Annotated in this window: 22 protein-coding genes and 2 tRNA genes; 17 read left to right on the top strand and 7 right to left on the bottom strand. The window is 35.5% G+C overall.

The annotated features are described in order from the left end of the window. Nucleotides 1–12: 12 nt before the first annotated feature. From NAT50_RS02045 to NAT50_RS02035, 3 genes are read left to right on the top strand one after another with little or no spacing between them, the layout of a single operon-like run. Nucleotides 13–693 (top strand): T9SS type A sorting domain-containing protein, encoded by a 681-nt coding sequence (locus NAT50_RS02045; RefSeq protein ID WP_250590976.1) that lies wholly within the window; start codon nucleotides 13–15, stop codon nucleotides 691–693. A 1-nt stretch (nucleotide 694) separates the two neighbouring features. Continuing rightward, nucleotides 695–1270, top strand: a complete 576-nt coding sequence (locus NAT50_RS02040; RefSeq protein WP_250590974.1) for a phage tail protein — start codon at nucleotides 695–697, stop codon at nucleotides 1268–1270. A 16-nt stretch (nucleotides 1271–1286) separates the two neighbouring features. Further along, complete coding sequence (locus tag NAT50_RS02035) at nucleotides 1287–1862, top strand: phage tail protein (protein WP_250590972.1); 576 nt, start codon at nucleotides 1287–1289, stop codon at nucleotides 1860–1862. Nucleotides 1863–1915: 53 nt separating this feature from the next. On the opposite strand, the gene NAT50_RS02030 is transcribed toward NAT50_RS02035, so the two are convergent. Then, nucleotides 1916–3325 carry an APC family permease gene (locus NAT50_RS02030; protein ID WP_250590970.1) on the bottom strand — a complete coding sequence of 470 codons (1410 nt, stop codon included), beginning with the start codon at nucleotides 3323–3325 and terminating at the stop codon, nucleotides 1916–1918. Nucleotides 3326–3406: 81 nt separating this feature from the next. Between NAT50_RS02030 and NAT50_RS02025 the strand changes: the two genes are divergently transcribed. The 4 genes from NAT50_RS02025 to queG all read left to right on the top strand — a co-directional run bounded on the left by NAT50_RS02025 (nucleotide 3407) and on the right by queG (nucleotide 5987). Further along, nucleotides 3407–3631: a (4Fe-4S)-binding protein gene (locus tag NAT50_RS02025; RefSeq protein ID WP_250590968.1), complete on the top strand. Its 225-nt coding sequence runs from the start codon at nucleotides 3407–3409 to the stop codon at nucleotides 3629–3631. Continuing rightward, the gene (locus NAT50_RS02020) at nucleotides 3628–3936 is read left to right on the top strand and encodes a GNAT family N-acetyltransferase (RefSeq protein ID WP_250590966.1); all 309 of its coding nucleotides are present in this window, start codon (nucleotides 3628–3630) and stop codon (nucleotides 3934–3936) included. The genes NAT50_RS02025 and NAT50_RS02020 overlap by 4 nt, the downstream gene beginning before the upstream one ends. Nucleotides 3937–4027: 91 nt before the next feature. Then, on the top strand, nucleotides 4028–5050 hold the full coding sequence (gene ruvB / locus NAT50_RS02015) for a Holliday junction branch migration DNA helicase RuvB (protein ID WP_250590964.1): 1023 nt from the start codon (nucleotides 4028–4030) through the stop codon (nucleotides 5048–5050). Nucleotides 5051–5066: 16 nt separating this feature from the next. Then, nucleotides 5067–5987 carry a tRNA epoxyqueuosine(34) reductase QueG gene (gene queG / locus NAT50_RS02010; RefSeq protein WP_250590962.1) on the top strand — a complete coding sequence of 307 codons (921 nt, stop codon included), beginning with the start codon at nucleotides 5067–5069 and terminating at the stop codon, nucleotides 5985–5987. Nucleotides 5988–6014: 27 nt separating this feature from the next. Here queG and NAT50_RS02005 read toward each other — a convergent pair. After that, nucleotides 6015–6094 (bottom strand) — tRNA-Leu (locus NAT50_RS02005). Between the two features lie 150 nt (nucleotides 6095–6244). Between NAT50_RS02005 and NAT50_RS02000 the strand changes: the two genes are divergently transcribed. From NAT50_RS02000 to pth, 3 genes are all read left to right on the top strand, one after another. Continuing rightward, on the top strand, nucleotides 6245–7186 hold the full coding sequence (locus NAT50_RS02000) for a ribose-phosphate pyrophosphokinase (RefSeq protein WP_250590960.1): 942 nt from the start codon (nucleotides 6245–6247) through the stop codon (nucleotides 7184–7186). A gap of 29 nt (nucleotides 7187–7215) precedes the next feature. Beyond that, nucleotides 7216–7821 (top strand): 50S ribosomal protein L25/general stress protein Ctc, encoded by a 606-nt coding sequence (locus NAT50_RS01995; RefSeq protein ID WP_250590958.1) that lies wholly within the window; start codon nucleotides 7216–7218, stop codon nucleotides 7819–7821. Between the two features lie 264 nt (nucleotides 7822–8085). Beyond that, a complete protein-coding gene (gene pth / locus NAT50_RS01990; protein WP_250590956.1) occupies nucleotides 8086–8652 on the top strand; it encodes an aminoacyl-tRNA hydrolase in 567 nt (188 codons plus the stop codon). 52 nt (nucleotides 8653–8704) lie between these two features. Here the strand turns inward: pth and NAT50_RS01985 are convergent, their stop codons facing one another. Continuing rightward, nucleotides 8705–10666 carry a T9SS type A sorting domain-containing protein gene (locus NAT50_RS01985; protein ID WP_250590954.1) on the bottom strand — a complete coding sequence of 654 codons (1962 nt, stop codon included), beginning with the start codon at nucleotides 10664–10666 and terminating at the stop codon, nucleotides 8705–8707. Between the two features lie 235 nt (nucleotides 10667–10901). Then, nucleotides 10902–13643, bottom strand: coding sequence for a zinc-dependent metalloprotease (locus tag NAT50_RS01980; protein ID WP_250590952.1), 2742 nt, complete (start codon nucleotides 13641–13643; stop codon nucleotides 10902–10904). 173 nt (nucleotides 13644–13816) lie between these two features. Here NAT50_RS01980 and NAT50_RS01975 point away from each other — a divergent pair, with 173 nt between their 5' ends. From NAT50_RS01975 to bioB, 3 genes are all read left to right on the top strand, one after another. Further along, a complete protein-coding gene (locus NAT50_RS01975) occupies nucleotides 13817–15802 on the top strand; it encodes a M43 family zinc metalloprotease (RefSeq protein WP_250590950.1) in 1986 nt (661 codons plus the stop codon). Nucleotides 15803–15859: 57 nt separating this feature from the next. Then, entirely contained in the window at nucleotides 15860–16792 is a 933-nt protein-coding gene (locus tag NAT50_RS01970; protein WP_250590948.1) for a bifunctional riboflavin kinase/FAD synthetase, read from the top strand. A 354-nt stretch (nucleotides 16793–17146) separates the two neighbouring features. Beyond that, the gene (gene bioB, locus NAT50_RS01965) at nucleotides 17147–18232 is read left to right on the top strand and encodes a biotin synthase BioB (RefSeq protein ID WP_250590946.1); all 1086 of its coding nucleotides are present in this window, start codon (nucleotides 17147–17149) and stop codon (nucleotides 18230–18232) included. Nucleotides 18233–18315: 83 nt separating this feature from the next. Here the strand turns inward: bioB and NAT50_RS01960 are convergent, their stop codons facing one another. From NAT50_RS01960 to mce, 3 genes are all read right to left on the bottom strand, one after another. Continuing rightward, nucleotides 18316–18546: a hypothetical protein gene (locus NAT50_RS01960; RefSeq protein ID WP_250590944.1), complete on the bottom strand. Its 231-nt coding sequence runs from the start codon at nucleotides 18544–18546 to the stop codon at nucleotides 18316–18318. Nucleotides 18547–18874: 328 nt separating this feature from the next. Next, a tRNA-Ile gene (locus NAT50_RS01955) sits at nucleotides 18875–18948 on the bottom strand. A gap of 45 nt (nucleotides 18949–18993) precedes the next feature. Continuing rightward, complete coding sequence (mce, locus tag NAT50_RS01950; RefSeq protein WP_250590941.1) at nucleotides 18994–19398, bottom strand: methylmalonyl-CoA epimerase; 405 nt, start codon at nucleotides 19396–19398, stop codon at nucleotides 18994–18996. Nucleotides 19399–19559: 161 nt separating this feature from the next. On the opposite strand from mce, the gene rbfA reads away from it, so the two are divergent. From rbfA to ruvA, 4 genes are all read left to right on the top strand, one after another. Beyond that, nucleotides 19560–19952, top strand: coding sequence for a 30S ribosome-binding factor RbfA (gene rbfA, locus NAT50_RS01945; RefSeq protein WP_250590939.1), 393 nt, complete (start codon nucleotides 19560–19562; stop codon nucleotides 19950–19952). A 1-nt stretch (nucleotide 19953) separates the two neighbouring features. Further along, nucleotides 19954–21153: an ABC transporter permease gene (locus NAT50_RS01940; protein WP_250590937.1), complete on the top strand. Its 1200-nt coding sequence runs from the start codon at nucleotides 19954–19956 to the stop codon at nucleotides 21151–21153. A 69-nt stretch (nucleotides 21154–21222) separates the two neighbouring features. After that, nucleotides 21223–23520: an NADP-dependent malic enzyme gene (locus NAT50_RS01935; protein WP_250590935.1), complete on the top strand. Its 2298-nt coding sequence runs from the start codon at nucleotides 21223–21225 to the stop codon at nucleotides 23518–23520. Nucleotides 23521–23607: 87 nt separating this feature from the next. Beyond that, on the top strand, nucleotides 23608–24189 hold the full coding sequence (gene ruvA, locus NAT50_RS01930; protein ID WP_250590933.1) for a Holliday junction branch migration protein RuvA: 582 nt from the start codon (nucleotides 23608–23610) through the stop codon (nucleotides 24187–24189).

The raw sequence follows: 24189 nt of genomic DNA, 5'->3' as shown, positions 1-24189 counted from the left end.
AAAACTTAAATTATGAAAAAGTCATTCATTATTTTTTTATTATTTATAGTATCATGTGTTGAGGCGCAAACTATAACTTTTAAAGGTTGTCCGAATTTGTTTTCTGAAAGTAATACGTTTACCTTCAATTCAATAGGAATAGATGAAACAGGTAGAAATATATATGCTACCACCCCAATCAATGGTGATCAACCTTGTCCATCTGGTGCTTGTGAGTTTAAAATACTTTGGAATCAGGCCAATATGCGTTGGGAATTTATTGCTGATTCAGGTGATGGTGATTTCTTGGGATCAAATTTAATTTATTCAAATGTCGAAGAATCTACGCCGAACCCACCAAGTTTAAGTCTAGGGACTTGGGAAGAAAATATAGCAGTTACTTCAGGAGAATGTGGTGGAAATTTATCGAATGCTAATGCTACTTTGACTGGAGCGGTTCAAAATACACTTTCAAAAGATAATTTTTTATTAGATCAAGCTATTACTTTTTATCCTAATCCAATTAAATCTGTTTTAAATGTTAGGTCATCAATTACCATTAATCAAATTTCTATTTGGAATTTACAAGGTCAAAGTATTTTAGTAACAGAAGAAAATTCGACATTAGATTTATCTCATCTTCAATCGGGAATTTATATTATGAAATTTGTTACTGATCAAGGAATAAAAATAGCCAATATTATCAAAAATTAAAATGAAAAATATACTTAAAATATTTTTGTTTGTTACTCTTTTTGTAAACAGTAACAAGTTGTTTTCCCAAGATGGATCTCAATATTTAGGAGAAATACAAATGTTTGCAGGGAATTATGCTCCAAAAGGGTGGGCCTTGTGTCAAGGTCAGTTATTGCCAATTAATCAAAATCAAGCACTTTTTTCTTTGTTAGGTACAACGTATGGAGGTAATGGTACTACTACTTTTGCATTGCCTGATTTAAGAAGTCGTGTTCCTATTCATGTTGGTAATGGGTATAGTCAAGGCCTTTTTGGGGGTACAGAATACATAGTATTGACAATCAATAACCTGCCAAGTCATTCACATACGGTTAATGCTGTGAATACAGCTGGAAATCAAAACTTACCCACAGATAATTTATTAGCAGATACCTTAGTTTTAGATCCTGAATATTCTAACGCATTACCTAATTCCGAAATGAATAGTGCTATGGTAAGTAATGTGGGTGCAAATCAACCTATGAATAATATGCAGCCTTATTTAGTTATAAATTATATAATATGCTTACAAGGAGTTTATCCTTCCGCTAATTAAATTTTTAATAGAAATCATGAAAAAACTCATATATACATTTTTAATAATGCTTTTTTGGAACACCATTAATGCGCAGAATCCCTATGTAGGACAAATTAAAATGTTTGCTGGAAATTTTCCTCCTCAAGGATGGATGTTTTGTGAAGGACAGCTTCTATCCATAGCTGAGTATGAAACATTATTCATGCTGATAGGTACAACATATGGAGGTGATGGACAGACTACATTTGCTCTTCCCGATCTAAGAGGTAGAGTTCCAGTTGCTATGGGACAAGGATTGGGGTTGACAGCAAGAATAATTGGTGAGCAGGGTGGTAGCGAAGAAAATGTTATGACAGTTAATCAAATGCCGGCTCACACACATAAGGTAAATGCAGTGACTACAAATGGTAATCAAAATCTACCAACGGCTAATCTTCCTGCAGGAACATCAGTTTTGGATAAAGAATATTCTAATGCTCCAGCAAATACAATATTTAAGGTAAATATGTTAAACCCTTCAGGTGGTGGCCAACCGATTAATAACATACAGCCATCTCTTGCTGTCTCGTTTATAATATCTTTGTATGGTGTATATCCATCTCCAAATTGATTTTTTTAAATATTAAGAAAAGAGGTTGATCAATTTTCAACCTCTTTTTTTGTTTATACTTCTTTTCCTTTACTTAAATAATACACCGGAATTCCTGCCAGCATAATTAAAACTCCCCAGCCGCAAGTACTTGTTCTGTCAATCAGTAACATGATACAAATAGCGCTGGCTACTAATATATAAAGTGCTGGTAAAAATGGATAGGCAAATGCTTTATACGGACGTTCGGCATTTGGCATTTTTTTTCGTAAAATGAAAATTCCGTAAATAGTCAGGATATAAAAAATAATTACAATAATCATGACAAAATCCAATAGGTCGCCGTACTTTCCTGTTAGACATAAAGCCGAAGACCAGATACACTGAATCCATAAGCCCCATCCTGGAACACTTGCATTATTTAAATTCGCTGCTTTTTTAAAAAACAATCCGTCTTTTGCCATCGTGTAATATACGCGTGATCCAGCCATGATTAGACCGTTATTACATCCAAAAGTCGAAATCATAATCATGATCGCAATGATAATAGTTCCTGTAGATCCAAAGATTTGTTCCGAGGCTACTACAGCCACACGGTCAGAAGGAGCAAAAGCAATTTCTTCCAAAGGAACTACCGCTAGATACATGATGTTTGCTAGAATATAAATGATACTAACAATCAATGTTCCTAGAAATAAACTCAGTCCTACATTACGTTGTGGATTTTTAATTTCACCAGAGATAAAAGTCACTCCATTCCAGGCATCACTTGAAAAAAGAGAGCCTACCATTGAAGCTGCAATGGCAGAGACCAATACAAATCCTCCTATTTCGGTCCAATTGTCAGTCTCTTTGTTAAAAGTTTGGGCGTTCCAAGCATTGGTCCAGTTTGCATCCCAAACATCACTTTTAGCGGCAAGAATTAATCCGAAAATGATTAATCCAAAAAGAGAAGCTATCTTGGTAATAGTGAAAATTTTCTGAATAATTTTTCCGTTTTTAACACCGCGACTGTTTATATAGGTGAGTAAAAAAATGGTAATAATCGAAACGATCTGTGCAACACTTAGTTTAAAAGACGAGGTGTCTATTAAAAAATTATTTTCACTGAGTGAAGGAAAGAGGTAAGCGGCAAATTTAGAAAAAGCAACCCCAACAGCCGCAATGGTTCCGGTTTGTATAACGGCAAAGAAACTCCATCCGTATAAAAAAGCAACGAGCTTGTTATATGCTTCTTTCAAGTACACATATTGACCGCCAGCATGAGGGAACATAGAGCTCAATTCCCCATAGCTTACAGCTGCAATCATGGTGATCAAAGCGGTAGCAACCCAAATCAGTACCAACCATCCGGCACTACCTATATTACGGGTGATGTCAGCACTCACAATAAATATTCCTGAGCCTATCATAGAGCCCACCACGAGTAGTGTCCCATCGAGTAAGCCTAATTCGCGTTTAAAATTTTGTTTTTCGTTTTGCATAATTTTTTGGTTAGTTTGGATAAAGATATAAAAACAATTTTATAAGCCCTTTTTTGTAACTTTATAGATAAATCAAAACCAATGGAAAAAGATAAAGAATATACCAACGGAGAGATCACCATTGTATGGAAGCAAGAACTTTGTATCCATTCGGGAAAATGTGTTAGAGGATTGGCCGCTGTTTTTAACGCGAAAAACAGGCCGTGGATAAATCCTCTGGGTGCCACAACGGAAGAAATTGTAAAACAAGTAGCAGAATGTCCTTCAGGAGCGTTATCTTTATTTTATCTAAAAGAGAAAAAATGAGTAATTATTCAGAAATACCGTTGATTTTAAATCAAGAGAAAAAAAGATTTGAATTAGAAGTGGAAGGCGTAATTGCTTTTATAGATTTTATTGTCAATAATGAAAACATAATGTTTCTGACTCATACCGAAGTCCCTAAAGAACTAGAAGGAAAAGGTGTAGGATCTGCCTTGGTTTCCAAGACTTTGAATCATATTCAAGAAAAGGGGTATACCTTGGCGCCCTTATGTCCTTTTGTCGCTGCGTATCTGAAACGTCATCCCGAATGGAAAAATGTTCTGGCTAAAGGATACAACATTCAATAATTGAAAATTCAAGCAAACTCCTATTTTGCGGAGTTGTTTTATCTAGATATTCTTTGTAAAAAACAGAGAACTTTCTCTTTATCTTTGCCGTATGAATGAAAATTTGAATCCAAATAAAGAACGATTTTCTCCTGAAGAAATAGACGTAGAGAAAGCATTGCGACCACTCTCTTTTGATGATTTTACAGGACAGGATCAAGTACTCGAAAATTTAAAAATATTTGTTCAGGCTGCCAATTTAAGAGGAGAAGCGCTGGACCATACACTATTTCATGGTCCTCCGGGTTTAGGGAAAACAACCTTGGCCAATATTTTAGCCAATGAGTTGGGAGTAAGTATTAAAATAACTTCTGGACCCGTTTTAGATAAACCGGGTGATCTAGCAGGGTTGTTGACAAACTTGGACGAACGAGATGTGCTATTTATTGATGAAATACATCGGTTAAGCCCTATTGTGGAAGAATATTTGTATTCGGCAATGGAGGATTTTAAAATAGACATTATGATAGAGTCCGGACCTAACGCGCGTTCGGTTCAAATTAATCTAAATCCATTTACTCTAGTAGGTGCTACCACTAGATCAGGTTTGTTAACGGCGCCTATGCGCGCCCGTTTCGGGATTCAATCCCGTTTGCAATATTATAATACCGAGTTGTTGACCACTATTGTGCAACGTAGTTCTTCTATTTTGCGTATGCCAATTACCATGGAAGCAGCCATCGAAATAGCCGGACGTAGCCGTGGAACTCCTCGAATCGCAAATGCGTTGTTGCGTCGGGTACGTGATTTTGCGCAAATAAAAGGCAATGGGAAAATTGATATAGAAATTGCCCGTTTTGCGCTTAAAGCTCTTAATGTAGATGCTCATGGGTTAGATGAAATGGACAATAAGATTCTTGTGACTATCATCGATAAGTTTAAAGGAGGTCCTGTGGGAATCACAACTCTAGCAACTGCAGTTTCAGAAAGTGGTGAAACCTTAGAGGAAGTTTATGAGCCATTTCTAATCAAAGAAGGATTTATTATTCGTACACCCCGTGGCCGAGAAGTAACGGAGAAGGCATACAAACATCTAGGTCGTATAAGAGGATCCAATCAAGGAGAATTGTTTTAATCTTTTGTTATCGACTATGAATATCAAAGAAAACCATACTAGATTAATTAAATCCGAGGCACAACGTCTCGGGTTTTTGTCTTGTGGTATTGCTAAAGCCGGTTTTTTAGAAACAGAAGCACCCCGATTAGAACGTTGGCTAAACAATAACAGTCATGGTGAAATGTCTTATATGGAAAATTATTTCGATAAAAGATTAGATCCAACTTTGTTGGTAGAGGGAGCAAAAAGCGTGATTTCTTTGTTGTTCAATTATTATCCTTCCAAAATTCAGAGAGAAGATTCGTATAAAATATCCAAGTATGCTTACGGGCAGGATTATCATTTTGTAATTAAAGACAAGCTAAAAGATTTGCTGTCCTTTATCCAAACAGAAATAGGAGAGGTTTCGGGTAGAGTTTTTGTTGATTCCGCTCCCGTGTTGGATAAAGCTTGGGCCGCCAAATCTGGTTTGGGTTGGATAGGAAAAAATAGTAATTTAATTACCAAGCAAGTCGGTTCGTTTTATTTCATTGCGGAATTAATAGTTGATTTAGATTTAGAATATGATGCGCCTACTACAGATCATTGCGGATCTTGTACCGCCTGTATAGATGCTTGTCCCACACAGGCTATAGTGCAACCTTATGTGGTAGATGGGAGCAAATGTATTTCGTATTTTACTATCGAGCTCAAAGGGAATATACCTAATGAAATGAATGATAAATTTGATGACTGGATGTTTGGTTGTGATGTTTGTCAGGATGTTTGTCCTTGGAATCGTTTTTCTAAACCGCACAACGAGCCACTTTTTAATCCTAATGATGAAATTTTGAACTTCTCCAAAAAGGAATGGGAAGAAATTACTGAAGAAGTGTTCAAGAAAGTATTTAAAAATTCTCCAGTGAAAAGAACAAAATTAGAAGGTCTGCAGCGAAATATTGAATTTTTAAAATAAAAAAACCTCCCATTTCTGAGAGGTTAGTACCCGGAGTGGGAATCGAACCCACACACCTAAGTACACGAGTTTGAGTCGTGCGCGTCTACCAATTCCGCCATCCGGGCATACGATAGTAATTGTGAGTGCAAATGTAATTATTTTTTTTAAATTTCATAAAAAATACTTCAAAAATATCTTTTCTTCTTGAATTTTATTCCTAAATTTGCACCGCGTTAATTCGCGCAACACATAACTAACTACATAACAACATATTAATGCCACACCTAGAACCCGAAGCAAAAATTTTTGCCTGTTCGCAAAGTGTTTACCTAGCTGAGAAAATTGCCGAGAAATACGGTGTTGAGCTAGGGAAAGTAACGTTCTCGCACTATAGTGATGGTGAATTTCAGCCGTCTTATGAAGAATCAATCCGCGGATTGAGAGTGTTTATCGTTTGTTCAACGTTTCCAAGTTCAGATAACTTAATGGAATTGTTGCTAATGATAGATGCGGCCAAAAGAGCTTCAGCAAGACATATTACGGCTGTAATTCCTTATTTTGGTTGGGCACGTCAGGACAGAAAAGACAAACCCAGAGTACCAATTGGAGCCAAACTAGTTGCAAAATTATTGGAAAGTGCCGGTGCCACCCGAATTATGACAATGGATTTGCACGCTGACCAGATTCAAGGTTTCTTTGAAAAACCAGTGGATCATTTGTTTGCGTCAACCATCTTTTTACCTTATGTAAAAAGTTTAGGTTTAGAAAACTTGACAATCGCTTCTCCAGATATGGGAGGATCGAAAAGAGCTTATGCCTATTCAAAATTTCTAGAGTCGGACGTGGTGATCTGTTACAAACAAAGAAAAGCAGCCAATATCATCGAATCGATGGAACTCATCGGAGAGGTAAAAGGAAGAAATGTGATCTTGGTAGATGATATGATCGATACCGGAGGAACATTAGCCAAAGCGGCTGATTTAATGATCGAAAAAGGTGCCTTGAGCGTGAGAGCTATTTGTACGCATGCCATTTTATCTGGCAATGCTTACGAAAAAATTGAAAACTCGCAATTAAGCGAATTAATAGTGAGCGATTCTATCCCGTTAAAGAAAGAATCTATTAAAATTAAAGTGGTGAGTTGTGCTCCTTTATTCGCGGAAGTTATGCACATGGTACATCACAACAATTCCATCAGTGGAAAATTTTTAATGTAAGTTTATATTATTAACTATATTTTTTTTAAATGAAATCAATTACAATCAAAGGATCAGAAAGAGAAAGCGTGGGCAAAGTAGCTACGAAAGCCTTACGTAATGCTGGAGCGGTTCCTTGCGTATTATACGGAGGAGATCAACCAGTGCATTTCTCAGCAGAAGAAAAAGCATTCAAAAACTTGGTTTACACTCCAAACGCACACACAGTTGTGATTGAGTTGGATAACGGAAAATCGTTCAATGCGGTTTTACAAGATATCCAAGTACACCCTGTAACGGACAAAATTTTACACATCGATTTCTATCAGTTATTCGATAATAAAGAAGTTACCATGGAAATTCCGGTTAGAGTTGTAGGTACTTCTCCAGGGGTATTATTAGGGGGTGTTTTACGTTTAAACCAACGTAAATTAAAAGTAAAAGCTTTACCTGCTAACTTACCAGATTTTATCGATGCTGATATTTCTTCTTTAGAAATGGGTAACAAACTGTACATCACGAAGTTAGCTTCTGATAACTACAAGTTTTTACATCCAGACAACACTGTGGTTTGTCAAGTAAGAATTTCTCGTGCGGCTATGAAAGCGGCTCAGGAAGCGGCAAAAGCAGAAAAAGGAGGAAAAAAGAAAAAATAATCTTTTTAAACTTTATACCAAAGGCGTCTTCAACGAGACGCCTTTTTTTATGTAATCCATTTTGGTAATTATGTGGAGCGAATGTTTAGGGTTGTTCAGCTATCCTTATTCCTGCTCTTCGCGCTACACGGTAGCTAGCTTCGATCAGGGCTAAATAGGATCAGTCATACTTTTTGTAATCCGTCTAAATTAATTTACTTTTGCCTCATGATTCATTGGATTGCTCATCTGTTTTCATCCAAAACAGTAACCGAAAAAATAGATATGAAAAAATTTTTAATAGTCGGACTTGGTAATATTGGAGCAGAATATGTGAATACCCGACACAATATAGGTTTTAAAGTAGTCGATTTCTTGGCTAAAAAAGCCGGTGTCGAATTTGAAACGGTAAAGTTGGGAACCATGGCAGAAGTGAAAGTAAAAGGACGTACACTGTTATTGCTGAAACCAAATACCTACATGAATTTAAGCGGTAAAGCCGTTCAGTATTGGATGGAAAAAGAAAAAATCGCCAAAGAAAACATCTTAATCATTACAGACGATTTGAATCTTCCTTTCGGGACTCTTCGAATAAAGCCAAAAGGTTCCGACGGAGGTCATAACGGACTTAAGAGTATTCAATCAGTTTTAAATACTACGGACTATCCTCGTTTTCGTTTTGGGATCAGTGACGATTTTAAAAAGGGAAAACAAGTCGATTATGTGTTAGGAGAATGGGACGAAGCAGAAAAGGTAAAACTACCAGAGCGCTTAGAAGTAGCCGCTAACGCTGTAGAATCTTTTGCATTGGCTGGTTTAGGAAACACCATGACCGCCTTCAATGGAAAATAAAAAAGGGAAGTTTTTCAAAACTTCCCTTTTTTGTGATTTATTTTCGCAGTAATTATTCAATTACTATACGTTTAGTAGTTTTCTTTTGACCATTAGATATGGTGATTAGATAAACTCCTGAAGAAATATTATTCAGGTTAACTTCCTGATTGAATGTTCCGTTATTAACGTATGATCTTTCAAAGATTTGTCTTCCTCTTAAGTCATACACATCAATATTGATTTTATCATTTGTTTCAGGGTCAAATTTAACCGTAAAGTTTCCTTTGTTAGGATTTGGGTACAATGAGAAATTGTCAAATTCAAAATCATTATTTGAAAGAGTATTTATAGCAAATTTATGTTCAACTTGGTTCTTGTGTCCTCCTCCTTCAAAAATTTTATTGTTATTCTGATCATATAAGTTGTAATAACCATCTAAGCCATTTGCGTCATAATTTAATCCATCTCCATAAGTATCAATAACGGTTAATGTATAACAGCCGTTTGGTAAATTCCAATTGTAAGTTTTTAAAGTTGAATCACCAATATCATATTTTGGACTAGATTGTAAGATGTTTCCGTTAATGTCTTTTAAATTCCACTCAATTTCATCGGCATAATGATCAGGTTTAAGGTTAAAAACAACGTTGTTTCCAACAATCACATTAGGTGAGTCAACTATTTTGCCAACTTCGTTATTAGTGATGTAACCATCAGTAATGTTATTTACCTTTTCCAATGAAGCATAAAAAGATTGAGACGTATTAGCTAAATACATGCTTGGTAAATTTATATTTGTTGAAGCATTAGGAGCTAAATTTCCTGTCCAATTGTATGTTTGTGTTCCTACACCATCAAAGTCGAAAAGGATTTGTGCTGATGTGATATTGTTTGTTCCGTAATTTGTTAATTTTAGAACTGTATTTAAAAATTTACTACAAGGATTTAGGCCTATATCTTCAATTGATAGACTTCCTTCAGTTGGTAAATTTAAGGGTACTAAGGCAGGTGAAGATAGTAATTCTTTTCTTCTTAGTGAGTTGTGCATTACTGCTATAACTCTATTTTTCTGATCATTTGTAAAAATATTCATACATGCATCATTAGTGTAATCCATGTAATTCTCAATCATGTCATTGCCTTGACCGTCAGGACAAGAATCTACAGGATCACATGTATAGTTAGCTTGTCCTGCATTAGGTGTGTCCGTGCAATAATCATCAACAGAGCAATCTCCATCACCCCAAATGTGTCTGAGTCCTAACCAGTGACCTATTTCATGAGTAACAGTTCTGCCTAAATCATATCCTGCTAAATAAGTTCCACCTGGGTGGATATCTCTAGAACCAAATGCTTCATAACGCATTACTAAACCGTCTGTCAAAGCAGGAGAAGGGGTGGTTGCATCATCTCCTCCATAAACACCAATTAGATTTGAACCTTGGGGAAATTGAGCATAACCTAAAGTTTGATTCCAAGGAGATTTACCTCCTATATTTATAGTCCACATATTAAGGTACTTAGTTGGATCCCAAATAGTGGTAGACTTCATAGTTTCTACATTAGCCATTGAGTTATATGAAACTGTTTTTGTGCTGACTCTGTCAATACCTGTTGTAGAGGTTCCATCAGGTTTTCTTTTGGCTAAAACAAACTCAATTTCTAGATCCGCTCCAACGGGATTTGTATTATAGCCATTTGTGTTAATCATTTTTCTGAAATCTTGATTTAGTACTTCTATTTGTGATTTTACTTGCGCATCAGAAATATTTTCTCCGGAACCCAAAGCATCTCCATTGTGCATTACATGTACTACTACAGGGATACGAATAATTCTAGAAATAGATCGGTTGTTTTTTTTATTTTTTTTGCCCTCTTTCACTTTTTCAACAATAGGCGCAATCCATTTTTCAAATTCAGAAATTGAATTTCTTTGTTGAAACTTTGCTTTTAAACTTTCTTCATATTCAATAGAAGAACAACGAATAAATTTTGATTGTTGATCTTGAGCGTTGGATAGAAAACTAGCCATTAAACTTATTGTTATTAGCTTTATCTTTAAGTATTTTTTCATCATAATTTATTATGGTTTATAATTTGATAGCTTGCAAAAATAGTACTATAGTGTAATTATTTAACAAAAAAAACATTTTTTTTTAAATAATCTTTTTTTTTGGATTTAACCCTATTTGATCCCATGAGCCTTATATTAGTAAAAAAGAAGAGGCAGAAATTTACCTCTTCTGATTCCATTATTTTATTTGTTGTTATTCCACAACGATTCGTTTGGTTGTTTTTTTGATTCCATCATTTATATTAACTAAATAAACACCAGAAGTAACGTTTTTCAAGTTAATTTCTTGGTTGAAGAAACCATTATTCGAATAAGTTTTTTCTGATATTGTTCTTCCTCTTAAATCAAAAATTTTCACCTCAATGTCTTTGCCCGATTCCGAATCAAACTTCAGTGTAAAGTTTCCTTTATTTGGATTTGGATAAAGGGAGAAATTTGCAAATTCGAAATCTTTGGCATCCAATGATTGTATTTCCTGATAACAAATTTCAATACTAAAAGAATTTAAAGTTCCTGAATTTTCTGAAGGAGGATTCACGGTGTCTATATCGGCAATTCTGAATTTCCAAGTTCCATTAGAATGCTTCCCATTAAAAGAAGCTAGTGTTCCTGAAGGTTTTATTTTTGTAGTAGTGCTTATATCAGCAATGGTACAATCAAATACAGCTCCTGCATCATCAAAGGTTGCTAATAATTGATTAGTTTTATTTCCGCATTTTACACTTGCACCTTCTCTTTTTGAGGTTGGTGTATTGTATAATACTACAGCTGTTCCGTCTGGGTGTGAAATTCTAGTGTATAATTGGTTTGGTCTATGAGAAATGTCCGTCATTACATTAACATCTTTTATGATAACATCCTGCGGAATGTTTAAATTAAACACATCGTAGGCCAATGGGTTGTGCTCTACAATCGTGGCATTTAGATTTCCTGATGAGTACGTAACACATTGTTGAGTAACGGTGTAACCAATAGCGAAATCTTTGGTGTTGATTGCATAAAAAACATTAGCGGTGGGTTCTACTAAAATACGACAAAACGGGGCAGAGACTCCGGCAGGTAGGGTGATGTTTTCAGTACCGTCATTTAAAGTATTGCTGGCCAGAGTGTATGGGTAGGTTAGCCCGCCATCAATAGATAGTTTAATGTTGACATTGGCTGCACCACTTAAGTTGTTGGTATTGTTTACATTCCATTTTACGGAAGTTGTGGCTCCAACCAAATAGGTAGTTCCAGTCGTGGCTTGTGAAGTCACTTCAAAAGGGCCTGCCGAATTACTGAAGGTAACAGTCATATCATCACTGTTGTTGCTTCCTCCGCCAAGTTTGTTATCTCTTACGGTAAATCTAAAATTAAGCGTACGGGCTACGTTTGGTACTAGTTCCCATTTGTTCCCATTAAGGCCGTTTGCCAGATGGTCTTCTAGTCGAGGGAAGTTTCTTGTAGGTGATATTGTGGCAGTGAAAGTTCTGAAATTAGGTCCTGAGGTCTTCGTTGTACTTGGGTATGTCGTAGTGGGAGTTCCATCGTCAAATTGTTCCCAAATATAAGTCAAAGCATCTCCCGGATTTGCATCCGTTCCAACACCAGTAAGTTTAAAAGCAGTCCCTTTCGGAAGAATTAGATCGGCTCCGGCATTTGCTGTTGGAGTAGCATTGCTGATGTTGGTGATGGTTGGGCATGATTTCGTTTTTATGTTTACGGTAACTTGTTGAATACTTACTGCGTGAAATAAAGCGTCACTGTGAGCCTGAACATCTGTAGCTCCTGTAATGCCGGCATATCCCATGATAGTAGAACCTGATCCGGGCTCTTTTTGAGCAATTGTACCTTCGCTGCTGAATGTGAAAGTATGATTTCCGCCAAATTGATGTCCAAGTTCATGGGCTACATAATCGATATCGAAATTGTCTCCTGAAGGAATACCATCCGCCGGAGAAGTGTATCCTCTTCCTTTTTGACCATCAACACAAACGCATCCGATACACCCTGCATTTCCTCCACCTCCAGTAGCTCCGAACAAGTGACCTACATCATAATTGGCTTCTCCAATAACGTTGGTAAGTGTAGTTTGTAGTTGGTTGTTCCAATTCGTCATGTTTGCTGCATCGGAGTATGGATCGGTTGCTGGATTGTAATAAATTACATTGTTGTTATTAGCAATAATGATCATAGTTGCATTGAAATCCATTTCAAACACTCCGTTTACACGAGTCATGGTTGCGTTGTAGGCGGCATTTACATTGGCAACTTGTGAGGCATTGGTTGCTCCAAAGTAATTCGCGTATTCAGCAGTACAAGATAATGCGAGCCTAAAAGTTCTTAATTTACCATCGTCAGCATTTTTAAGATTCACTCCTTGTCGCAATTGTTGTGCTAAATTATTAGCATCATCATCCGTAGTACATGTAAACTTTCCATCCGCTTTTTTGGAAGATTTGTAAAAGACTTTGTAGGTTGAGGTGTTTCCTTTTTCAGTAGGGTCAATAATGATAGTTTTTCCTGATTCACCCGAGCGAATTATTGCACTTACACCGTTGTAGGGAGAAACGCTGAATGCTGCAATAGTAGCGGGATTTTTCAGACTTTGACCTCTGTAGGATCGTATTTCCGGAAATTTGGCTTGTAGTTCGGGTTCAAAAACAGAAGATTCTACGATTCTGAATTCTTCTAATTCACCTGAAGCATTAGGGAGTGTAACAATTACATCATTGTTTTTTTTAAAAGCAGTTTTTAAGGGTGCTTTTTTGAGTTGATTTTGAAATTCATTCAGATTTAAAGAGAATACCTTGTATTCTTCGATCTTTAATTCTCGGGCGTTTTCTTCTATATTAGTTTCTTTTACATTTTCTAAATGCCATAACTTTTTAGTTTGAGCATTTAAGTAAAAATTGCTAAAAATACAGAAAGAAAAAAATAGTAATTTTCTTTTCATAGATAGGAGGGTTAAATTCAATACCAAGTTAACATTTTTTTTAAATTATCTAAACTTTATTAACTAAAATTTTGAAAATGATTCAGTTAACAAAACTTTTTTTAAAAAACGTTTTTTACAGTGATAAAATTTAATTTAATTGAATAGTTTTGTGTTGATACAAATAAATTGTTATGAAAAGTGCCCAAAGTCTATTGATGGTTATGGTTTTACTGTTTTTAAATTTTGCTCAAGCGCAACAAAAGCAGAAGGTTTTTTCAAAAAAACCAAATCATACAAATGTTATTCGTTGTTTTTCGGTAGAATATGAAAATTATATTCAACAGAAAAATCCCAACAGATTATCGAATGAGCAATTCGAAAAATGGTTAAACCCTATCGTAGAGAATTATAGAAAAAACAGATCAGAAGCAGGAAGTATTATTACCATTCCAGTTGTGGTTCATGTTGTTAATAATGGAGAAGCATTAGGTGTGGCTCCAAATATTACAGATGAGCAGGTGCGCTCACAAATTACTGTGATGAACAACGATTTTAGAAAAAAAATAGGAACTCCGGGATATAATTTGAGCCCAGTAGGAGCAGATATTCAAATTCAGTTTGCCTTGGCTCAAGTTGATCCTAAAGGGAATCCAACCAACGGTATTCATAGGGTTATATTTGATAAATCATCTTGGTCAATGGACGAAATAGAAACCATTTTGAAGCCCGAGACAATTTGGGATCCTGGTCAATATCTAAATATGTGGTCGGTTAATTTTAGCGATAGCTCTTTGTTGGGATATGCACAATTCCCTGATGCATCTGGTCTACAAGGTTTGGATCCTTCAGGAGGGTTGGCTTCTACAGATGGAGTAGTAGCAAACTATGGAACGTTTGGTTCAAGAGAGATTTATCCGGCTGGTTTGTATAGTAACACAACGTACGATAAAGGAAGAACCATGACCCATGAGGTAGGGCATTGGTTAGGATTAAGACATATTTGGGGTGATGCTACTTGTGGAGACGATTATTGTGCGGATACTCCAACAGCACATGATGCTAATTATGGCTGTCCTACAGTGCTAAGTTGTAATAATTTAGAAAATGAAATGGTGCAAAATTATATGGATTATACCGATGATTCATGTATGAATATTTTTACTCAAAATCAAAAAGATAGAATACTTACAATTATTAATAATGCTCCTAGAAGAGCTTCCCTAAAGGCTTCTACAAAGGATCAACCTATCAATTTGTTTGCTAATGACGCAGAATTGAAAGTGGAAAAAGATGCTTATGGCATTCAAGCAAGTTGTGGAGCCTCTGTAGAATTGTATAAGAAAGTAACAATAACCAATCGAGGAACTAATTTGTTGACAAATGCTGTTTTAAGTTATTCCATCAATGGAGGAGCTACTCAGCAATATAGTTGGAGTGGTACTTTAGGGACTCATCAGTCTGATATTGTAAAAATTCCTATTAATATTGACGCGCAATCAACTTTTTCAGTAAATATTGTCTCAGTTAATGGGCAAACAGATGAAAGAGCTTCCAACAATGCTTCAACAGGAACTGCTTCGTTGCCGAGTTTTGCTAATTCAGTACCTTCTCAGGATATTACTCTGAAATTGCAATTAGATAATTATGGTTCAGAAGTAAGTTGGAGTTTAAAAAATAGTAATAATGAAGTGGTTTATGCATCACCGGTTTATCAAGACAGCCCGAATCAGCTACCAGCATTGATGACTTACAATTGGAAATTAGCAAAAGACGAATGCTATGTGTTTGAAATTAATGATACAGAAGGTGACGGAATTTGTTGTGATTATGGTGAAGGATACTATACATTATTGAGTGGTGAACAAATTATTGCTTCTAGCGGTAATTTCGGTAGTAACGAAAGTACTCTGTTCTCTATAAAACCAATCCTGATCGGGCAAGATATATTATTGAAAAAGAACCCGGTAAATGAGCAATTGGCCTTCATTGTTAACCAAGATTTTGGTAAAAATTGTAAAGGCTACATCTATAATATTTCAGGTGTAAAAGTTAATGAAATGCTAGTGCAAAATGCTGTAGAAAATACAGTTGAGGTTTCATCCCTGCAGACAGGAGTGTATATTCTGAAGGTTGTTTCCGATCAAAAATCAACATTGGTTAAATTCATCAAAAATTAAAGAAATGAGGCTCAACGCCTCATTTTATTTTGTTTACATTTGCTGAAACTTTATTTTGTGAAAGTATATCATTCCATATTTGATTTTATTGCTTCAGGAAAAAGCGTGGTAACGCTTGGGACTTTTGATGGAGTACATGTTGGACATAAAAAAATCATCGGTAAACTGTTAAAAAGTGCACAGGTAGATCAGTTACAAACGGTTATGATTACTTTTGCCCAACATCCACGTAATGTGCTAAATAGTTCAGATTCTATAAAACTTTTGAATACCACTGAAGAAAAGATTCAACTTCTAGAAAAACAAGGGATTGATCATTTGGTGGTTTTAAATTTCGATTCTAGTTTGTCGGAACTCACAGGAGAAGAGTTTGTAAAGAATATTTTGGTTGATAAACTTAACCTTCAAAAAATTATCATCGGTTACGACCATCGTTTTGGTAAAAATAGAGCCTCTGATATTCATGACTTAATTTATTTCGGAAAAAAATATCATTTCGATGTAGAGCAAATTTCCGCCGAAGAAATCAATGAAATCACTATTAGTTCCACTAAAATTAGACATGCTATTTTGGAAGGAGAAATTACTTTGGCCAATCAGTATCTTGGATATGAATATAGCTTTTCTGGAATTGTTGTAAAAGGCAATCAGCTAGGAAGAACTATTGATTTTCCAACGGCTAATATTCAAATGAATAACAGTCAAAAAATTATTCCAAAGATAGGGGTTTATATTGTACAAGGTAGCTGGGATGGAAAAGTAGTCAGAGGTATGATGAATATAGGTACTAAACCTACTGTCGACGGAAGAAACATTTCGATTGAAGTCCATTTTTTTGATTTGAATGAGGATTTGTATGACAAAGAAATCACGATTTCTGTTTTGAAATACCTTCGTGAAGAACGAAAGTTTGACTCTATTGAAGCTTTGAAGGGGCAACTGACTTTAGACCAACAATCAGCGGTGTCTTTTTTTAAAACATTAGAATAAAATATTTAAAGTAAGGAAAAGTTTTATTCAATAACACTATTTCCGGAATCCTAACGTCTTTTGTTGGTGTTATTTTCAGTGTGGCGCTTGCTTGTCTATTTCTTATTTAAAGAAGGTGAAGCTCATTAATATACTGTGATGTCTCAGTATTGTTCAGATTTACTTTTTGAAGACAGGGCTTCTTTTGTTATTGTCAATTTCAAGTTGATGCAATATTGGAAATATAAAAAGTAAAGAGTTTTTTGAATTAATAGAATCTTTTTAAAGAATGTTTCCATGGCAATTGGGAACATTTTTTTGTTTGTGAGGATTTTTAACTGGAATTACTTACTTTTGGCGAACAAAAATCTAGTTATGAGTATCACAAGAAACAATTGGACTAAAGAAGAAATTATTGCGATATACAATAAGCCTTTGATGGATTTGTTATATGAAGCGGCTACGATTCACAGACAACATCACAACCCGAATGTTGTTCAAGTTTCCACGTTATTATCTATAAAAACAGGTGGTTGTCCTGAAGACTGCGGATACTGTCCTCAAGCAGCACGTTATCACACAGATATCGAAGGAAACGATTTGATGAGTGTTCAGCAAGTTAAAGCTCAGGCATTAAGAGCTAAAGCATCCGGTTCCTCTAGAGTTTGTATGGGCGCAGCATGGAGAAATGTAAAGGATGGTCCAGAATTCGATCAAGTTTTAGAAATGGTTCGAACCATTAACAAATTGGATATGGAAGTTTGTTGTACCTTAGGAATGTTAACCGAAAATCAAGCACACAGACTAGCAGAAGCAGGATTATATGCTTATAATCATAATTTAGACACTTCGGAGGAATATTATAAAGAGGTTATCTCAACTCGTGGTTTTGAAGATAGAATTGAGACAATTAATAATGTTCGTAAGACCAATGTAACGGTTTGTAGTGGAGGAATTATTGGTATGGGAGAAAGTATCGAAGATAGGGCAGGAATGTTGGTTGCTTTGTCTACTCTAAACCCGCAGCCGGAATCAGTTCCTATTAATGCTTTGGTATCAGTTGAAGGAACGCCTCTTGAAGAAGAACAGCCGGTAGAGATTTGGGAAATGATTCGTATGGTGGCAACCACGCGTATAGTAATGCCAGAAACACAAGTTCGATTATCGGCGGGTAGAACTAATATGTCTCGTGAGGGTCAGGCATTGTGCTTTTTTGCTGGAGCAAATTCTATTTTTGCAGGAGATAAGTTATTGACGACTCCTAATCCGGACGTGAATGAAGATATGAAGATGTTTGAAATGTTAGGTTTGCAGCCTCAAAAATCATTTATTAAGAAGATGCAACCCCAAACGGTAGAGGCTTGTGATTCGCAATTCGAAGCATTGGGCGAAAAACCAAGATGGTCAAGACCAGGACATGAAATAGGGAGAAATATTGAAGCGTCTTTGAAAAAGAAATAAAAATAAAAAAGAGGATATTTACTAAATATCCTCTTTTTTTATGATTTTAAACCTAACTAATAAATAAAAAATTAGTTTTAAGTTTAGCTATTTTCTTGCTTTTTAAATGTCTTCTTCTTTAAGATGAAAAAACTGTAAAGTATACCCAACACCACTAATACAATTCCATTCTCATTTATAGGTACTCCCGGAGGGAAAGGTGGTGCAAGAGATGGAGGTGGAGGAGTAGGACCTCCGCTACCAGCAGCAAATGTCGAAATTGACACTAATAAAGTGAGTGCAATTATGATGGTATTTTTTGGAGCTATTTTCATGTTTTAAATACTGTAAAAAATGTTTTTCGAATGTCAAATTGAATTGAGACAATTCTTAAATTTTGTACTTTGCAATATTAACAGATTTTTTTGATTTCACCAATTAATTAGTGTAAAAATATGGTTATTTTTTTTGATTATCAGTCAGCTATCGATGTTTGATTGTTAAATTTATAGAAGTGAATAATTGGATACAGTATAAGAATCCTCTTTAAAATAGGCTGTTTTAATTTTGTTTTATTTAACAAATGTTATGGGTTGCTGATTCGGTAAATCATAACAAATAAAAAAGCCTTTTCGATAACGAAAAGGCTTTTCAAAACTGAAGTGGTCCCACCTGGGCTCGAACCAGGGACCACCTGATTATGAGTCAGGTGCTCTAACCAACTGAGCTATAGGACCAGTTTTGAGGTTGCAATATTAAGATATTTTTTCTCAACTTCAAAATTAATTAGGGATTTCTTGGCATAATTCAATCAGTACTCCATTGGTGCTTTTAGGGTGTAAAAAAGCAACTAATTTATTATCAGCACCTTTTTTCGGAGTTTCGTTTAAAACGATAAAGCCTTCTTCTTGCAATCTTTTTATTTCGTCATGGATATTTTCTACGTCAAAAGCGATATGGTGGATGCCTTCACCTTTTTTTTCAATGAATTTTGCAATAGGACTTTCCGGATTGGTAGCTTCTAATAACTCTATTTTGTTCGGACCGTTCATAAAAAAAGAGGTCTTTACACCTTCGCTCTCGACGGTTTCTTCTTTGTAAGCGGGCGCTCCGAATAATTTTTCGAAAATAAAGTTAGATTCATTCAGATTTTTTACGGCAATACCGATATGTTCAATTTTTCTCATTTTTTTAATTTTTGAGGTAAAGTTAATGAAAAATCATCCATGTGTTTTCTAGTCTTTAAAAAGGTTTTTTATGAGATGGTTTCGAATGAAGAGTAGTATTAATGAAGCTAATTGCTGAAACATTCGTAACTTATGAATGTAAAAAATTGTAAATTTGCCACATGGAAACAAATAGACAGAAAAAAATAGGAAGTGTTTTACAAAAAGATTTAGTGGATATTCTGCAGGGTGAAGTACGAAAAAACGGAATTACAAACCTAGTGATTTCGGTTTCTAAGGTAAGTGTTACTACTGACTTGTCTATCGCAAAAGTATTTTTAAGTGTATTTCCACAAAATAAAGCAGAAGAAATTTTGGAGGCGGTGAGATCTAACACGCCTTTGATAAAACATGATTTGTCACAACGTGTAAAACTTCAATTGCGTAAAGTGCCGAATTTGATTTTTTATATCGATGATAGTTTAGACTATATCGAAAAAATTGACAATGCACTTTCAGGTAAAGAAAATCCAATTGAGAACCCGGATTTATTAGAAAGAAGAAAGAAATCGTAAATTGAATTTTCAATTATACATAGCCAAACGCTATTTGCTTACCGTAAGCAAGAACAACGCTATTAATATTATTTCAGGAATAGCGTCTTTTGGTATTGTGGTAGGAGCAATGGCTTTGTTTGTGGTGCTTTCGGTTTTTAGTGGATTAAAAGATTTTAGTTTGTCTTTTGCTAATAATTTTGATCCGGATTTAAAAGTCATGCCTAAACTTGGAAAATCTTTGTTGCTTACAGAGGAGCAAGATAAGAAACTTCTGAGTATTGAAGGGGTAAAAAAGTATTCTAAAGTTATAGAAGAAAAAGTACTCTTTGTATATAAAGGCAAGGAGCAGGTTGCTTATATTAAAGGTGTTGATAAGGACTATCCTCAAGTAAATCATATTCAAGAGTCTTTATTTCAAGGACATTGGTTAGCGCCTCAAACCCCTGAGGTCGTGGTGGGAAATGGAATTTCGCATAAACTCTCTATGGGATTATTTGATATCAACAATACTTTTGAAATTTTTGTTCCCAGACCAGGAAAAGGAGCAATTACCAATCCTGAATCGGCTTTTAATAAATCCAATCTCATTCCCATAGGGATTTATTCGATCAATGATGAGTTGGATTCTAAATATGTTTTTTCCGATTTGCAGTTGGCTCAAGAGTTATTAGAGTTTCAACCGAATCAGATTTCGGCCATCGAAATTAAAATCGATTCCTTGCAAAGCGAAACTGCTATTGTTGAAAAAATAAAAGATGTTTTTTCGGGTCAAGTAATTGTAAAAAATCGAGCGCAACTCAATGATAGTTTACATAAAATGCTCAATACTGAAAATACCGCGATATACTTAATTTTTACGTTGGTGATTGTTATGACGCTTTTTACATTGGCAGGCGCAATTATCATGATGATATTAGATAAAAAACAAAATCTTAAGACTCTTTACAACTTGGGGAGCACCATAAAAGACATTCGGTTGATATTTTTATTGCAAGGAACCTTGGCGACAGTTATCGGAGGGATGATTGGAATAGGACTAGGTGTTGTGATAATCTTAATTCAGCAAAAATTTGAATTGTTAATGATTACCAATACTTTGGCATATCCCGTTCGTTTTGATTTTCAGAATATTCTTTTGGTATTTCTTACCATAGTTGTTTTGGGATTCATCGCTTCATACATAGCGAGTAGCCGAGTGAGCAAGAAATTATTCGAATAATCACAAATTTAATTTCCCTACTTCATTTACATCATTTATCTTTGTGAATACCTAAATATTTTGAAAAAAATGTCACAAGATAAAAAACGCAGAGAAGCATTATTGTATCATGCAAAGCCCACTCCGGGAAAAATTCAGGTAGTTCCAACTAAAAAATATGCCACACAAAGAGATTTAGCCTTGGCTTATTCACCAGGTGTAGCGGAACCTTGTTTGGAAATTGAAAAAGATGTAAACAACGTTTATAAGTATACTGCAAAAGGAAATTTGGTAGCCGTAATTTCTAATGGAACAGCGGTTCTTGGTTTAGGAGATATCGGACCAGAAGCATCTAAACCAGTAATGGAAGGAAAAGGTCTTTTGTTTAAAATTTTTGCAGATATTGATGTTTTCGATATTGAAGTTGATACTAAAGATGTTGATAAATTCATCGAAACAGTAAAAAATATTGCTCCTACTTTTGGAGGAATTAACCTTGAAGATATTAAAGCTCCGGAATCTTTCGAAATAGAAAGACGTTTGGTAGAGGAATTAAACATTCCTGTAATGCATGATGATCAGCATGGAACCGCTATCATTTCATCTGCCGCTTTGTTGAATGCTGTAGAATTAGCAGGAAAGAAAATGGAAGAGGTGAAAATGGTTGTTTCGGGAGCGGGTTCTGCCGCTATTGCTTGCGCGAATCTTTACGTTTCTTTTGGTGTTAAGCCAGAAAATATTGTAATGTTTAATAGTAAAGGGGCTCTTCGTAAAGACGATCCGAATATTTCTGAAGCGCAACGTAAATACGCTACCGATAAAGAATTTGGTTCTTTAGGAGATGCTATGAAAGGAGCTGATGTATTTATTGGTTTGTCTTCAGGAGATATAGTGACTCCGGAAATGTTGCTAAATATGGCTGATAACCCGATTGTTTTCGCCATGGCAAATCCGAAGCCGGAAATTAATTACGATGTTGCGATTGCGACTCGTAAAGATATTATTATGGCAACGGGTCGTTCTGATCATCCTAATCAGGTAAATAACGTTCTTGGTTTCCCTTTTATTTTCCGAGGAGCCTTAGATGTTAGAGCTACCAAAATCAATGAGGAAATGAAAAAAGCTGCCGTTGTTGCTTTGGCTAATTTGGCTAAAGAATCGGTGCCTGAACAAGTAAACATTGCCTACGGAGAAACTAAATTAACCTTCGGACGTGATTATATCATCCCAAAACCTTTTGATCCAAGATTGATTGCAGAAGTTCCACCTGCTGTTGCAAAAGCAGCTATGGATAGCGGTGTGGCTACGGCCCCAATTACCGACTGGGATAAATACCGTGATGAATTATTAGAGCGTATGGGTTCTGATAATAAAATGGTGCGTTTGTTAATTAACCGTGCAAAAACAGATCCTAAAAAAGTAGTGTTTGCAGAGGCAGATCATTTAGATGTGTTAAAAGCAGCTCAAATTGTAAAAGAAGAAGGTATTGGTGAACCTATATTGCTTGGAAATAAAGAAACGATCGTTGAATTGAAAGCAGAAATAGGCTTCGATGATGATGTGGTAATTATCGATCCAAAAACGAAAGAGGAAGAAGAAAGAAGAAATCGTTTTGCGAATGTTTATTGGGAATCCAGAAGACGTCGCGGAACGTCATTGTTAGATGCTCAAAAATGGATGCGCGAACGCAACTATTTTGCCGCAATGATGGTTAATGAAGGTGAAGCAGATGCTTTAGTAACGGGTTATTCTCGTAGTTATCCATCGGTAGTAAAACCAATGATGGAATTAATACCGAAACAACAAGGAGTTACCCGAATTGCGACAACCAATATGATGATGACCAAACGCGGTCCAGTGTTTTTAGCGGACACGGCAATTAATCCTAATCCTTCAGCGGAAGAGTTGGCTAAAATTGCTATTATGACCGCCAAAACAGTTCGAATGTTTGGTATGGAACCTATTATTGCTATGGTGTCTTTTTCGAATTTTGGTTCTTCTTCTGATGAAAGTGCCATAAAAATTAGAAAAGCAGTAGCTATCTTACATGAGCAATATCCAGATTTAATTGTTGATGGTGAAATTCAAACCGATTTTGCATTAAATCAAGAAATGTTGGCAAGTAAATTTCCTTTTTCGAAACTGGCAAATAAAAAAGTAAATACATTGGTTTTCCCGAATTTGGATGCCGCTAATATTACTTATAAAATGTTGAAAGAGTTAAACAAGGTTATGTCGATTGGTCCAATCATGATGGGATTAGACAGACCGGTTCACATTTTCCAATTGGGTGCTAGTGTAGAAGAAATGGTAAATATGGCTGCAGTAGCGGTGGTAGATGCTCAAGAAAAGGAAAAACGCAACAAAATTGCAAAAAAGGAACTTTAAGTTTTAATCGATAAATCAGGTAGTTGGTCTGAAAAATAAATCCTAATTAAAGAAAATTAGTATATTTGGAGGTTAACCAAGCTAACTATGATTGCACACATACAAGGAAAATTAGTAGAAAAATCCCCTACAGAGGTTGTAATTGACTGTAATGGAGTGGGTTATTTAATTAATATTTCGTTGCACACTTTTGGTTTATTACCAAATACGGACTTTATAAAACTTTTTACCTATCTTTTGGTAAAAGAAGACAGTCATTCTTTATATGGTTTTGTTGAAAAATCAGAAAGAGAAATTTTTAAGCTATTAATTTCGGTTTCGGGCATTGGAGCCAACACTGCCCGAACCATGCTTTCTTCTCTGGAACCCAAACAAATTATCAATTCTCTAGCTTCGGGAGACGTAGCGACCATTCAATCCATAAAAGGAATTGGTGCCAAAACCGCTCAACGAGCAATCCTCGATTTAAAAGACAAAGTGTTAAAACTGTACGATATAGCTGAAGTTTCAACACTATCAAACAATACAAATCGCGATGAAGCGTTATCTGCTTTAGAAGTACTTGGTTTTGTGCGCAAAGCATCTGAAAAAGTAGTAGACAAAATTATCGCGGCAACTCCGGATGCAACCGTAGAAACTATTATCAAACAAGCCCTAAAAAACTTATAA

This window comes from Flavobacterium luminosum (genome assembly GCF_023635005.1).
Lineage (GTDB): Bacteria > Bacteroidota > Bacteroidia > Flavobacteriales > Flavobacteriaceae > Flavobacterium > Flavobacterium luminosum.
This window is presented reverse-complemented; position numbering and strand designations above follow the sequence as displayed.